This is a genomic window from Compostimonas suwonensis (genome assembly GCF_002797855.1).
In the GTDB taxonomy this organism is placed as follows: domain Bacteria; phylum Actinomycetota; class Actinomycetes; order Actinomycetales; family Microbacteriaceae; genus Compostimonas; species Compostimonas suwonensis.
This window is the reverse complement of record NZ_PGFB01000003.1, coordinates 423,140-436,711: the sequence shown is the minus strand read 5'-3', so window position 1 is coordinate 436,711 and position 13,572 is coordinate 423,140. Positions and strand designations below refer to the sequence as shown.

The window sequence follows — 13,572 nt, the reverse complement described above, 5'->3', positions numbered from 1 at the left end:
TGCGCTCCCGCACAACGTTCGTGGGGCTCAGGGGGATCGGCTAGAGCTGATCGCTCAGAACTCGCGGCCGATCTTCTCGAGACGGGCGACGCGCTCGGGGATGGGCGGGTGGGTGCTGAACAGGCGGGTGATGACGCCCGGCTTGAGCGGGTCGGCGATCCACATGTGCGACATCGTCGAGGCCTGCTTGCGCATGGGCCTGCCGTATTCGCCGAGCTTGATGAGGGCGCTCGCAAGGGCGTCCGGATGCCGCGTGGTGAGCGCTCCCGTCGCGTCGGCCAGGTACTCGCGCTGACGGGACACCGCGAGCTGCACGATCGTGGCCACGAGCGGCGCGATGATCATCGCGACGAGGCCGAAGACCAGCACGATCGGGTTGCCGTTGTTGTTGTTGCGGCCGAAGAACGCCATGCGCAGGAACATGTCGGCGATGAAGCCCACGGCCACGACGAGGCCGAAGACGATCATCGACACCCGGATGTCGTAGTTGCGCACGTGGCCGAGCTCGTGCGCCATGACGCCCTCGAGCTCGGAGTCGGTCATGATGTCGAGCAGCCCCGTCGTCGCGGCGACGACCGCGTGCTGGGGGTCACGGCCGGTCGCGAAGGCGTTCGGCGCGGGGTCGTTGATGATGTAGACCTTGGGCATGGGCGTGCCGGTCGTGATCGAGAGGTTCTCGACGATGCGCCACAGGCGGGGGTTGTCGGCCTTCTGGATCTGCACGGCGCCCGACATCGCGATGGCCTGGCCGCTCGCCGCGAAGTACTGGATGAGGGCGTAGCCGCCCGCGATCACGAGCGTCACGATCACGATCGACCAGTTGCCGCCGTAGACGAAGCTCGCCAGCCAGCCGAGCCCGCCGATGATCAGCAGGAAGAGCAGGATGATGAAGACCGTGTTGCGCTTGTTGCGGGCTATCGCGCTGTACATCGGTGCCGGTCGCTAGAACTGCACGCGCGGAGGCTCGGCGATCGCCGCGACATCCGACACCTCGAAGAAGTCGCGCTCGGTGAAGCCGAGGTTGCGCACGAAGAGCGTGTTGGGGAAGACCTTGATCTTGGTGTTGAGCTCGCGCACCCCGCCGTTGTAGAAGCGACGCGAGGCCTGGATCTTGTCTTCCGTGTCGACGAGCTCGGCCTGCAGCTGCAGGAAGTTCTGGCTCGCCTGGAGCTGCGGGTAGGCCTCGGCCACGGCGAAGATGCTCTTGAGGGCGTTCTGCATGTGGTTCTCGGCCACGGATGCCTCGGCCGGGCCCTGCGCCGACAGAGTCTCGGCGCGCGCTTGAGTGACGGACTCGAAGACGCCCTTCTCGTGTGCCGCGTAGCCTTTGACCGCCTCGATGAGGTTCGGGATGAGGTCTGCACGACGCTTGAGCTGGACGGTGATGTCGCTCCACGCCTCATCGACCCGCACGTTGAGCGTGACGAGGGAGTTGTAGGTCGCCCACAGGTAGATGCCGACGATCACGACGAGCGCGACGACGATGATAACCGGGATGAGCCATTCCATGGCGAGAACTCCTTGGCTGTGAAGGGGTGCAGCTGTGTGCACGCATTTATACTATCCGCGCGTCTGCGGCGCGGATGGGCTTGTCGGGACACTCCAAGCTAGGGCGCAGGCGGCTCAGGACGAACGTGCAGCTCGGAGCCCGACGTCGAGGGAGCGCAGGTTGCGGCGCAGCACGAGCGCGAGCGCCTCCCCCGTGAGCGGGCCGGGCGCCTTCATCCACCAGACGGCGGGCCGCCAGACCACGCGCACGGTCAGCCGCACGCGGCCGTCGGGCTCGTGCATGACGCCGAAGCTCTCCCACCCGGCCTGGGGATGGCCCTCGAGCGCGACGTGCGAGAACTCGGCGCGACGGGGCTCGTCGATCACCTCGAAGACCCGGCAGGCCACCTGCGGCGCGAGCGGACCGAAGGGGATCGTGAAGACGGATGACGCGCCGACCCGCACCTCCGGCGGAACCTCGATGGGGCGGAACCCGGAGCCGAGCTGCACCTGCCAGCTGAACAGCAGCCGCCGGGCGACCCGGAAGCACTCCTCGCCCTCGCCGATGCCTCGCGAGCGGACGGTGACGGTGAATCCCGGCGGGGCGTCGGCCGAGACGCCGCGGAACTCCTTCGAGTTCGGCTCCAACGACTCTGCATGCACGACCCCCACCCGCACATCTTGTCTGATTAACAGATCGATGGCCGGTCGCCACCCCCGCAACCGGCCATCCCAGTCGGTTCGGCGACTAGAGCGGGCACCCCCAATACCCGTCGATCAGAACGAGAGTCGCGCCCGGGCAGGGGCCGCAACTGTCGTTGGCCGGAGGAGTCGAGGTCACGCCCGGCGCGTAGTACGTCTCACCGGCGGCCGCGGGTGACGCGAGCGCTGGGGAGGCGGACTCCGACGGGGCGGAGGCGACGCCGGAGCCGGCGTCGCCGGAGTAGTCGGACGAGTCGGAGTAGTCGGACGAGTCGTCGCTCGAGAAGGACGTGCCGCTCTGCTGCGCCGCGGACTGCGCTGCGGCGGCTTGCGCGGCGGCCTCGGCGGCGATGCGAGCCTGCTCCCGGGCTTCCCACGCGGCGACGGACTCGGTCACGGCCTTCTGCGCCGCGCGCTGTTCGTAGACCGTGTCGAGCAGCGGTTCCCAGCTGCCCGTCGAGGCGAGCGCGAAACGAGTGGAGTCGACGGCTCCGGCCAGCGCCGCGAGCTCGGCGGCCCCGGCTCTGCCCGTGCCGAGCGTGAGCACGTCGGCCGAGCGGGCGAGCTCCGCGGAGGCGAGCCCCCGGGCGCTCGAGAGCCGGCTGCCGGCGATGTCGGCGCCGAAGCCTCCGATGCCGACGCTCCCGCCGACCTCCGCGATGGCCGCCGTCTTCTGCTCGGTGAGCGCCGCGCTGCGTCCGGCAGCGTGAGCCGACAGGGCGAAGCTCGTGCCCGCCACGATCAGTGCGGCCGTCGCGGCCACTCCCAGGATCCGCCGAGCCCTCGGCTTCGTGGACCCCGGAACGTCATCCCGATACCAGAAAATTGACATGGCAAACCCCCAAATTTCACGGAGTTCGGTTAAACGGTTCGGCGCTCGTGCGAAACTCTTGTGCCAACTTCGGGTTGCCCCACCATCATGTCAGGTGCGGCGCATGTGACGAGACACCCGAATGGGGGGTAAAAATGAGATTCGTTCGGATTCCGCCCGTCTCACGCCCCGGATGCCCCGACCGTCGCCGCCGCCCCCTCGTCTACCGCTCGCGGTCGCCCAGCACTGTCTGCAGCCAGTGATACGAGGCCTTGGGGGTGCGGTCGCGGGTGCGCGGGTCGACCCCCACGAGCCCGAACTTCTGCGTGTAGCCGGCCGCCCACTCGAAGTTGTCGAGCAACGACCAGACGAAGAAGCCGCGCAGGTCGACGCCCTCCGCCGCGCGGCCGGGACCGGTCGCGGCGAGGGCAGCGCTGAGGTGATCGGCGAGGTAGTCGATGCGGGCGCCGTCGTCGACACGAGCGCCGTCGCCGCCGTCCGCCGTCTCGACGAAGCTCGCGCCCGACTCGGTGATGACGACGGGCGGCAGCGCCGTGCCGTAGCGCTCGGCGAGCTCGCGCAGCGCCACCGCGAGGAAGCCCGGAGCGATGGGCCAGCCGAACCCCGTGCGCCCCAGCTCGGGCCACGGAGCGAGATGGAAGGGCAGCGAGCTCATGGCGCTCGCGTGGCCGTCGGGCGAGGAGCCGTCGCCCGGGCCCGCCGCGATGCGCGACGGGAAGTAGTAGTTCAGCCCGTAGAAGTCGAGGGGCTGCGCGATCGTCGCCGCGTCGTCGCGGTCGGCCTCGCGCAACGACGCGAAGAGCCCCTGGAACGGCTCGGGGGGCTCCGGGTACCGGCCGAGCAGCACGGGGTCGGCGAACAGCCGGTTGTGGACGTGGTCGAAGAGCGCGGCGTAGGCCGCGTCATCCTCTCGGTCACCGGCCGGCTCGACCGGAGAGTGAACGTTCGTGATGCCGACCCGCCCGCGCACCCCCGCCGAGCGGAGCGCGTCGACGGCGAGCCCGTGGCCGAGCAGCTGATGGTGGGCGGCGGGCAGCGCGTCGAAGAGCAGGGTCGATCCGGGCGCGTGCAGACCGAGGGCGTAGCCGTTGAGGGTCACCGTCGCCGGCTCGTTGATCGTGACCCAGGAGTCGATGCGGTCGCCGAAGACCTCGCCGAGCGAGAAGGCGTAGTCGGCGAAACGGTAGGCGGTGTCGCGGTCGAGCCACCCGGCGAGCGCCGCGGGGGTGTCCCAGTGGTAGAGCGTCGCCATGGGCGAGACGCCGGCGACCAGGAGCGCGTCGAGCAGGCGGTCGTAGAAGGCCAGGCCGTCCTGGCTGAGCTGCCCTCGCCCGCGCGGCTGGATGCGCGGCCAGGCGATCGAGAAACGGTAGGAGTCGACGCCGAGCTCGCGCATGAGCGCCACGTCGTCGGCGAACCGCGAGTAGTGGTCGGTCGCGACATCCGCCGTCGAGCCGTCGAGGATCCGGCCGTTCTCGTGGGTGAAGACGTCCCAGACCGAGGGGCCCCGGCCGCCCTCGCGTGTCGCGCCCTCGATCTGGAACGCGGATGTCGCCACGCCCACCTCGAAGCCGCGAGGGATCATGCCCGCGAGCTCCCGTTCCCTGCCCAGCCATTCGGCGCGTGCGCTCACGACCCCAGCACTCCCTTCAGATAGCGGTTGGAGAACAGGCGTCCGGGGTCGAGCCGGTCGCGCACGGCGAGGAACTCGTCGAATCTCGGGTAGACGGCGCGCAGGGAGTCCGCGTCGCGGTAGTGCATCTTGCCCCAGTGCGGGCGTCCGTCGTAGGCGAGCATAATCTCCTCGACCGCCCGGAAGTATTCGTGGGGGCTCTCGCGGAAGAAGCGGTGCACGGCGATGTAGCCGCTCGCCCGCCCGCTCGCCGTCGACATCCACAGCTCGTCGGCCGCGGCGACCCGCACCTCGATGGGGAAGGAGATGCGCCAGCGCCTGCGCTCGACGAGCGCGACGACCTCGCGGAACGCATCGACGACGACCTCCCGGGGTAGCGCGTACTCCATCTCGCGGAAGCGCACGGAGCGGTCGGCGACGAAGACCCTGTGCGAGAGGTCGGTCACGTCGAGGTCCGACCAGACGCGCTCGGCGATGCGGTTGACGGGCACGACCGCGGCGGGGAGGAACCGCCCCAGGTTGCAGGTGACGCGGAACAGGCCGTTGGAGAGGAACTCGTCGACGATGAGCCGGCCCATCGTCGAGCGCGGCGCGAGGGGCGTGTCGACGGGCAGCCGCGTGTTCGTCTTGGTGAGGGCGCGATCGGTGTGCGCGAACCAGTAGAACTCGAAGTGGTCGCTCGTCTCGGCCCGCTCGTCGAACGACTCGAGAACCTGCTCGAGCGGCTCGGGGCTCTCGAGTGTGTGCAGCACGAAGGCCGGCACGCACTGCAGGGTCACCTCGACGATGATGCCGAGCGCCCCCAGACCGAGCGCCGCAGCGGGCAGCAGCTCCGCGTTCTCCTCCTCGCTGATGCGCACGAGCCCGCCCGTGCCGTCGACGAGGGCCAGGCCCACGACCTGGGTCGCGATCCCGCCGAAACGCGTGCCCGTGCCGTGGGTCCCCGTCGAGATCGCCCCGCTGATCGTCTGCGCGTCGATGTCGCCCAGGTTCTGCATGGCGAGGCCGTGGGGTGCGAGCAGGGCCGGCACATCGCGCAGCCGGGTGCCGGCGGCGAGAGTGGCGCGCGAGCGCGCGGCATCCACTCCCACGAGCCCGCTCAGCTCGGTCAGTTCGAGCAGGATGCCGGCGGGCACCGCGATGCCGCTGAAGCTGTGACCCGCCCCCACCGCCTTCACCCGCTCGCCCGTTCGCACGGCCGCCTGCACCGCGCGCTGCACGGCGCCGGCGCTCGCCGGCCGCTCGACCCTGCTCGGCCGGGCGCTCTCTCCGCGGGACCAGTTGCGCCACTGCCCGTTCGCCGCTGTCACAGGAAGGCCTTCCCCTCGCCGCGGTAGCTGGGCACGGTCTGCACGACCTCCCCCGCGTGCACGACGTGGAAGTCGTTGACGTGCTCGCTGAGCTCGCCCGACTTGGTGTGCCGCATCCAGACCCGGTCGCCGACCCGCAGGCGCGACGCGGCCCGGCCGGAGAGCGGGGACTGCACCTCGCCGGCCATCTCGCGCGGCGCGTAGTCGAGGCCCTGGGGCCAGACGGGCCGCGGCATCCGGTCGACCGCGGGCGGGCCGGAGGCGACCCAGCCGCCGCCGAGCACCGTCGCGGTGAGGGCGCTCGGCTTGCGCACCACCGAGAGGGCGAAGGCCGCGGCCGGTGCGGGGGTGAAGCTCGAGTAGTTGTCGAAGAGGTGGCCGCCGAGCAGGCCGCTTCCGGCCGCGATCTCGGTGACGGAGGGGTCGGCCGCGGTGAATTCCAGCGAGCCCGTGCCGCCTCCGTTCACGAACTCGAGCTCGGCGATCTCGCGCACCGCCGCGACCGCGCGGCCGCGGCGCTCGACGAGCTCGGCGCCCGAGTGGCGCTGCATCCAGGTGTTGACCGCGCCCATCACGGGCCGGCCCGCGGGCCGGTCGCCGACCCCCGCGATCTGCGCCTCGTAGCCCATCATGCCCACGAGGGCGAAGCCTGGGCGGCCGACGATGTGCTCGGCGAGCGCCCGCGCCTGCTCGGCCGTGTGCACGGGCGAGCGCCAGACCCCGAGGTGGCCGAGCACGGGGGCCTCCCATGAGGAGTCGAGCTCGAGGCAGACCCGCACGGTCTCGCGCTCGCCGGGCGGCAGCACGCTGTCGACGACGTCGAGGTGCGCGATCGAGTCGACCATGATCGTGACGCGCGCGGCGAGCTCGGGCGAGGTCGCCAGGGCGGCGAGCGCCGCGCGGTCGGCCGTCGGATAGCCCACGACGACGTCGTCCACCGTCTCGGCGAGCCAGAGGCCTTCGGCGAGCGTGTAGGCGAGCACCCCGCGGTAGCCGGGCAGGGCGAGCACGGCCTCGACGACGCTGCGGATGCGCACCGACTTCGACGCGACCCGGATGGTCGTGCCGGCGGCGCGCGCGTGCATGTCCCAGGCGTTGTACGAGAGCGCCGCGAGGTCGAGCGCGGCGACGGGGGTGTCGAGGTGGGCGGTGGCGCGGGTGAGGGCGGGCCAGTAGCGCGACGGCGTCATCCAGTCGCGGTGGGCCGCGGCATCCGCTCGGGAAAGGAGGGTGAGAGACATCAGCGCACCGCCTGAACTCGGGAGACGGCCAGCGCCCCTGCGAAGGCGAACACCGCCGCCGTGATGAAGAGCCCCTGGAAGCCGCCCAGCATCGCCACCACGAGAGCGCCGATGAGGGGTGCGATGGCCTGGGGCACGGCCGTCGCGATGTTCATGATGCCGAGGTCTTTGCCCCGGGCGGCCGGATCGGGGAGCACCTGGGTCGCGAGGGCCTGGTCGACCGAGAGGAAGCAGCCGTAGCCGAGGCCGAGGATTCCGGCGGCGACCATCGCGACCGTCAGATCGGGGAAGACCGCGAGCATGACCGCGGCGACCGCCTGAAGGGTCGAGGCGAGGAAGACGAAGGCCTTGCGCCGGCCCAGCCGATCGGAGAGCTTGCCGAGGCCGAGGGCCGCGACGATCACGAAGACCATGTAGACGAGGGTCAGCACGATGAGGTCGTCTTCGGCGTTGGCGTCGTTCAGGCCGAACATCAGGAAGTAGAGCAGCAGGGTCGTGCCGAAGGCGTTGCCGAAGTTGACGAGCACGCGGCTCAGCAGCGTCCAGCCGAAGTCGGGGTGCTCGCGCGGGCTGATCCACAGGCTCTCGACGATGTGCTTCGCCGTCAGCCGCTCGTGGTCCTTGCGCGAGAGCACGGCGTCGGGGGTCACGAGCAGGAACGGCACGACGAGCGCGAGCAGCAGCACGGCGACCCCGAGGTATCCGAAGAACTGGCCCGTGAAGAGCGTCATCACGAGAACGAGGCCGAGGATCGTGCCGATCGCCTGTGGCGCCGACAGCCAGCCCGAGACGTAGCCGCGCTGGTCGACCGGCACCCTGTCGCTGATCATGGCGGTGAGCGCCGCGGTGAGCACGCAGAAGCCGATGAGCGAGACCGACCAGAACACGCCGATGCCGACCATGGTCGACTGCAGGCCCAGCAGTGCGAGGCCCACGGCGAAGAGCACCGCGCCGCCGGCGATCCACGGCCGACGCCGGCCGAACCGCGAGGTCGTGCGGTCGGAGAGCGCGCCGGTGAGGGGGTAGGCGACGATCGCGCACACCCCCGCGATGCCCGAGACGATGCCGAAGGCGACGACGTTGTCGACCCAGTAGCCCGCCTGCAGCTGCTCCTCGATCTGGCGGGGAAGCAGCAGCTGCACGGGCGTGAGCTGCGCCATCCAGATGCCCAGCCAGGCGGTGGCGAAGGCGGCGATCCAGCCGCCGGTCACACGGCGGGTGGGCTCGGCGAAGACGCCCACGGTCGCCGTGTCGGTCGTGGTGCTGGCATCGGTGCCGGTGCCTGCGTCGGGTGCGGTCATGAGGTGGCCTCCAGGGAGTGCGCGGGGCGGGAGGAGTGCGCGGACGGGACGGGCTCCGCGACGGGCTCCGCGAAACGGGCGATGGATGCCGCGGCGAGATCGAAGGCCGCGGCGGCGAGTTCCCCGTCCCTGTTCACGAGCCAGGCGATCGTGATGCCGTCGGTGAGGGCCACGAGGGTCGTGGCCAGCTCGGGCACGGGCCGGGTCCAGCGGACGCCGTGCGCGGCGGCCGCGGAGGCGAGCGAGAGGGTCGCGAGCTCGGCGTAGCTCTCGTACTGCCGTTCGGCGAGCGCCTCGAGGCCGGGGGTGCGCAGTGCGTAGTGGGTGAGCTCGAGCATCGCGGCCTCGCGCTCGGGCGCCGCGACGAGGTGGTCGAAGTAGCGCATGAACCCCTCTCGGAGGGTGTCGTGCAGCGTCCGGCCGGTCGGCAGCTCGGGGCGCAGAGCGGTGAGCTCGTGGGCGACGACCGTCGTGATGAGCTCGGCCATGAGCTCGTCGCGCGAGGTGAAGGCGTAGTGGAAACTCGCGAGCGACATCCCCGCCTCGGCGACGATCGCCCGTGTGGTCGCACCGGCGACGCCGCGCTCGGCCACGACTCTCACGGCGGCGTCGACGAGTCGGGTGCGACGCTCGGCGGCGGGCAGGCGGGTCATGCGCGCACGCGGCGCAGTGGTGCGGGCACGTTCGCCTCCTCGCTCGTCGATGCGCAAGAAACCGGAAAGAGAACTGGGACGGTTGACCCAGTCGGGCCAGTATGCACCACGACGACCTCGCCGTACAGTCTGCACCGGCTGGGAGCTTCCTCCGACAACCCCGCCACGCCCCGCAGAAGGTTTGACATCTGCGGCCCCGCCCATCTAAATGGAAGACAGGGTGTCTCCTTCAGCAGCGCGTTCCGCACCGTCGACTCAGCCGAAACTCTCGGCCGGGTCGTCTCGCAGATTCTGGACGATCGCCACGATCGCGTCACTCGTCACCGCCTTCGCGCTCGCGGGCGCCCTCACCTCGGCGCCGTCCTCCGCGCAGGCCTCCGGCGAGCCCTCCTCGGTCGATGCGGCCGGTCAGGATCTGGCCGGTCCGAGCAGCCAGGTCGATGCGAGCAGCCCGAGCGCAGCCGACGAGGTCACGACGCCCGGCCCGACCGACAGCCCCACGACGACGCCCGCCGTGCCGTCGGTGACGATCGACTCGCCCGCCGACGGAGACTTCGTCACCGCGGCATCCGTCACCGTGAGCGGTTCACGCGACTCGGGCAGCGCCGTGCAGCTTTACGGGCCCGACACGAGCCACCCGGAGTGCGTGATCGACTCCGGCAGCACGAGCTGGAGCTGTGCCGACGTGCCCGTCGACAGCGGCCCCGACATCACCTTCCGGGCCATCGAGCTCGCCGCGGACGGCTCCCGCTTCGAGACGACCACGAGCGTGGACGTGCTGCTGCCGCCCACGATCGACGAGAACGAGAGCGGCGAGGTGGTCTCGGCCGGCGCCATCCGCGGAACGGCCTACCCCGGTGCGCGGGTCACCGCGACGGCCTCGAACGGGGCGAGCTGCACCTCCAACGTGGATCGTGCGGGCGCCTGGCAGTGCGCCCTGCCCGGCCCCATGCCCGGCGGCAGCTACACGATCACCGCGCAGCAGACCGCCGACTGGGCCGACGGCGGATCCAGCGATCCGAGCGAGAGCGTGACCCTCCTGATCGACTCGGAGTCGCCCGCCCCGCCCGTCATCAGCTCCCCCGTGCCCGGCTCGACGCTGCCCGCGCAGGGCGCGGTCTACTCCGGAACCGGCGAAGAAGGCGCGACCGTCACCGTGTTCGCGGGCGCGTACTCGCTGTGCTCGGCGCCCGTCACGGGCGGTGTCTGGAGCTGCACCGCCGGCGAGCTGCCCCCGGGCGACTACTCGGTGACCGCCCTGCAGCTGGATGTCGCGGGCAATGCCAGCTCGGGGAGCCCCGCCTTCCCCGTCGTCGTCTCCGGCCCTGCCACCCCCGACCCCGCACCGACGCCCACCCCGTCGTCCTCGCCCGGCAGCACGCCGTCGCCGAGTGCCACGGATGACCCGAGCCAGCCCCCCACGTCCCCTCCCGGTGCGGGCGCGCCGCCCTCCGATCCGGGCTCGCCGGCTCCCGGCACGCCGGGAGCACCCGGGTCCGCCCCGCCCCGCGGCGAGGCCGCGCCGCCACCTCCCGGCGCGTTCCGCGGCTGGACGGATGCGACCCCGTTCGCCTCCGCCATCCGCTACGGAGACGAGGGCGCCGGCTTCCCGGCCTGGCTGCGCTCCCTCCTCCTCGCGCTCGCCGCACTCGTGCTCGTCGCCGTTCCCGCAGCACTCGCCCTGCGCACGGCCGGGCCGCTCGCGCTGCCCCGGCTGCGGGCCAGCCTCACCGGGCGAAACCGGCCGCGCCGCGACGTCGAGCACTTCCCCGAGCTCTCCATCACCAATCGCTGGGTGACCCGCATCGCGGCGCTCATCGCCGCAGCGGCGCTCATCACCCTCTCCGGCCCCGTCGACAGCCAGCCCGCCTACCTGCGGCTGCTCGGCGGCGTCGCGCTCGCCCTCGTGATCGTGAACGCGGTGGCCGCCGTCGTGCCGGCCTGGGTGGGGCGGCGATGGGGGAAGGTCGCGGCATCCGTCGCCTTCGCACCGCGATTCCTCTTTCTCGTGGCCGCCGCCTCGCTCGCGACCCGCCTCTTCGACCTGCAGCCGGCTCTGCTGTTCGGGCTCGTCGTGGGCGTGAGCATCGCCGATGGAGCCGGCGTGCGCACCCGCGGACTCGTCGCCCTCGGACAGATCGCGGGCCTCGTGGTCGTGGGCTCCCTCGCCTGGGGCCTGCTGCCCCTCATCCCGGCACCCGACGGCTTCCTCTCCTCCCTCGCGAGCGAGACCCTCACCGCCATCGCGCTCGGCGGCCTCGGCTCGGCGGCGGTCGTCATCCTGCCGATCGGGGCGCTGAGCGGGCGTGCGGTGCTGCACTGGTCGCGCACCGCGTGGATCGTCTCAGCGATCGTCGTCTACACGCTGCTGTTCGCGATCATGAGCCCCGCGATCGACGTCTGGCAGCAGACCGGCGCGGCCCTCACGACGATCCTCTGCGCGATCGGCTTCGCGGCCGTGTGCGTGTCGTTCTGGGTCTGGCGCACCTTCGTGGAGCCGAACCGGGAGTAGCTCGGTCGCCGAGCGTGGCTTTGTCGCCGAGCGCGCCTCGCCGAAATCCCGCGCTCGGCGACAAAGCCGCGCTCGCCACTGTCGCTCTACGGTCGAGCGAGATAGACTGTCGGTGGTGTCATACATACTCGATTTGTGGAACCCATCAGAGTCGCCCGTTCGGTGCGAAGACATCGCGTTGGCAACGCTCACATGCTCGCGGCACTGATCGATGCGGGAACACCCATCGCACATGACGGCGACGCGTATCGGTACGTCGGGTCCGATGATCGCGGAGTTGAAACCGAGTTGGTACTGCTGCCGAACGATCGGGGTGACGGGTGGACGATCATCCACACCATGCCGACGAGGCTCAGGAGGAATCGATGACAGCGAAACCGAGGACCCGGCGCCCTCCCGCTTTCGACGCCGACACTCGGCTGGTGGATGTCGAGACCCACGAGGTGCTCTACAGAGGCGAGCCGCTGAACGAGGCACGAGTCGAGGGGATCGTCGAAGGCCTTCGCGCCAGATCGGCGGCGAATCTGGTTCCGGGAGGGAAATCGCTCAGCCGGAACGGCTCGCATTCGCCGCTGCTGCAGTTCCGCGTTCCCGAGGGTGTGCGCGAGGCCCTCAGCTCCATCGCCGAGGAGCGGCAGGTCAGCCTCTCGCGGGTCGCCCGCGAGGCAGTCGTCGAGTACCTGCGCAACCACGAGTCGGCCTGATCCTCTACCGTCGGGCGGGCCGGACGAACGGCCACGACACCGATCTCCACGTGACGATGGGCGGCATCGGCATGCTCGCCCCCGGTCACAGGATGCGAAGGACTCGTTCTACCCGTACTGGAACCGCATGATGGAGTATGGTGCGAAGGCCCGCGGCTGGAGCATCCCGTCGCGAGCGGACTACGACCATTACGGCCGGCTCGCGGATGCTCTTCGCGGGCAACCCGGCCGAGATCGCCGACCGTATCGGCACCGTGGTCACCGTCGTCGACGCCGGCCGCGACGAGTTGACTCCGCGAGCCGGTTCCGAGGAGAGGCGGAAGCCGCGGTAGTGTCCCCACGGCTTCCGCCCACCGCGGTCCCCCGACCGCGAGACCCCACACAAGCACGGTGGCCGATCCGCGGGAAAGGGGTTGACACAGCACCCGAAGCACCCGTCAGAGTTCTTTGTCGCCCCCGTGCCCCGCGCCGTGCGGTGGCTTTCCCGGCAGATGGATCCGATCGAGACGCGGCGTGACGACACGAAAGATCAACTCCTGCTGAGGGGCATCCTGTTCGTCGGGGAGCGCCTGCACCTCGACGACCAGGTCTTCGGACGTGATCTGCGGCGGCAGGGAGCGGTAGTCCGGTTTCTCGGCGTCCATGCTTGCAGCCTACGTCGCACCGGCGGGCTTGCCCAGCGCGATCGTCGGCTGAGCCCCACCGAGCACGACGTCGATAGGATCGAGGAATGAGCGACGAGCACGACCGCGCGGCCATCGACGACATCACGCGCGAGTTCTTCGCGGCGTTCCGCAGTGCGGATGTGCGAGTCGATCGGGCCGCCGATCACGCCGAAGCCGTCGAGCCCGGCGCCGACCGCTTCGAGCGGCTCGCACGTCTCTTCACCCCCGAGGCGAGAATCGTCAAGATGGATGCCGGCACGCCGCTGGTCTACACCGTCGACGAGTTCATCGCCCCACGCCGCGAGCTCCTCACGAACGGCAGGCTCCGAGGATTCTCCGAGTGGGAGACCTCCGCCACGACGACGATCGCCGGCACGATCGCGCAGCGCTGGAGCAGCTACTCGAAGGAGGGCCTGCTCGACGGCGAGCCCAACAGCGGCAGCGGCGTCAAGGCATCCAGCTTCATCAAGCACGCCGGCGTCTGGAAGATCCTCTCCGTCGCCTGGACCGACGAGCCCTGAGCGGGCCCGG

The 13,572-nt window shown here is 70.9% G+C and carries 14 protein-coding genes; 4 read left to right on the top strand and 10 right to left on the bottom strand.

Annotated elements, in window-relative coordinates:
- Positions 1-54: 54 nt before the first annotated feature.
- The 9 genes from CLV54_RS09855 to CLV54_RS09815 form a co-directional block, all read right to left on the bottom strand.
- Positions 55-930 (bottom strand): M48 family metalloprotease, encoded by an 876-nt coding sequence (locus CLV54_RS09855; RefSeq protein ID WP_100344788.1) that lies wholly within the window; start codon positions 928-930, stop codon positions 55-57.
- A gap of 12 nt (positions 931-942) precedes the next feature.
- A complete protein-coding gene (locus CLV54_RS09850; RefSeq protein WP_100344787.1) occupies positions 943-1,509 on the bottom strand; it encodes a LemA family protein in 567 nt (188 codons plus the stop codon).
- Positions 1,510-1,623: 114 nt separating this feature from the next.
- Entirely contained in the window at positions 1,624-2,160 is a 537-nt protein-coding gene (locus CLV54_RS09845) for a DUF1990 domain-containing protein (RefSeq protein WP_157802911.1), read from the bottom strand.
- A gap of 76 nt (positions 2,161-2,236) precedes the next feature.
- The gene (locus CLV54_RS09840; protein ID WP_157802910.1) at positions 2,237-3,022 is read right to left on the bottom strand and encodes a hypothetical protein; all 786 of its coding nucleotides are present in this window, start codon (positions 3,020-3,022) and stop codon (positions 2,237-2,239) included.
- Positions 3,023-3,224: 202 nt separating this feature from the next.
- Positions 3,225-4,607 (bottom strand): GH1 family beta-glucosidase, encoded by a 1,383-nt coding sequence (locus CLV54_RS09835; RefSeq protein ID WP_100344784.1) that lies wholly within the window; start codon positions 4,605-4,607, stop codon positions 3,225-3,227.
- Between the two features lie 44 nt (positions 4,608-4,651).
- The gene (locus CLV54_RS09830; protein ID WP_100344783.1) at positions 4,652-5,965 is read right to left on the bottom strand and encodes a D-arabinono-1,4-lactone oxidase; all 1,314 of its coding nucleotides are present in this window, start codon (positions 5,963-5,965) and stop codon (positions 4,652-4,654) included.
- Positions 5,962-7,206 carry an alanine racemase gene (locus tag CLV54_RS09825; RefSeq protein ID WP_100344782.1) on the bottom strand — a complete coding sequence of 415 codons (1,245 nt, stop codon included), beginning with the start codon at positions 7,204-7,206 and terminating at the stop codon, positions 5,962-5,964. The genes CLV54_RS09830 and CLV54_RS09825 overlap by 4 nt, the downstream gene beginning before the upstream one ends.
- Positions 7,206-8,507, bottom strand: a complete 1,302-nt coding sequence (locus tag CLV54_RS09820) for an MFS transporter (RefSeq protein WP_100344781.1) — start codon at positions 8,505-8,507, stop codon at positions 7,206-7,208. Before CLV54_RS09820 ends, CLV54_RS09825 begins: the two co-directional genes overlap by 1 nt.
- A complete protein-coding gene (locus CLV54_RS09815; protein ID WP_100344780.1) occupies positions 8,504-9,160 on the bottom strand; it encodes a TetR/AcrR family transcriptional regulator in 657 nt (218 codons plus the stop codon). Before CLV54_RS09815 ends, CLV54_RS09820 begins: the two co-directional genes overlap by 4 nt.
- Positions 9,161-9,380: 220 nt before the next feature.
- Between CLV54_RS09815 and CLV54_RS09810 the strand changes: the two genes are divergently transcribed.
- The 3 genes from CLV54_RS09810 to CLV54_RS17500 all read left to right on the top strand — a co-directional run bounded on the left by CLV54_RS09810 (position 9,381) and on the right by CLV54_RS17500 (position 12,708).
- A complete protein-coding gene (locus CLV54_RS09810; RefSeq protein WP_100344779.1) occupies positions 9,381-11,672 on the top strand; it encodes a hypothetical protein in 2,292 nt (763 codons plus the stop codon).
- A 365-nt stretch (positions 11,673-12,037) separates the two neighbouring features.
- Positions 12,038-12,376 carry a hypothetical protein gene (locus tag CLV54_RS09805; protein ID WP_157802909.1) on the top strand — a complete coding sequence of 113 codons (339 nt, stop codon included), beginning with the start codon at positions 12,038-12,040 and terminating at the stop codon, positions 12,374-12,376.
- A gap of 137 nt (positions 12,377-12,513) precedes the next feature.
- Positions 12,514-12,708, top strand: coding sequence for a hypothetical protein (locus CLV54_RS17500; RefSeq protein ID WP_157802908.1), 195 nt, complete (start codon positions 12,514-12,516; stop codon positions 12,706-12,708).
- 105 nt (positions 12,709-12,813) lie between these two features.
- Here the strand turns inward: CLV54_RS17500 and CLV54_RS09800 are convergent, their stop codons facing one another.
- Complete coding sequence (locus tag CLV54_RS09800) at positions 12,814-13,020, bottom strand: hypothetical protein (RefSeq protein WP_100344777.1); 207 nt, start codon at positions 13,018-13,020, stop codon at positions 12,814-12,816.
- 86 nt (positions 13,021-13,106) lie between these two features.
- Between CLV54_RS09800 and CLV54_RS09795 the strand changes: the two genes are divergently transcribed.
- Positions 13,107-13,562, top strand: coding sequence for a DUF4440 domain-containing protein (locus CLV54_RS09795; protein WP_100344776.1), 456 nt, complete (start codon positions 13,107-13,109; stop codon positions 13,560-13,562).
- Positions 13,563-13,572: the final 10 nt, after the last annotated feature.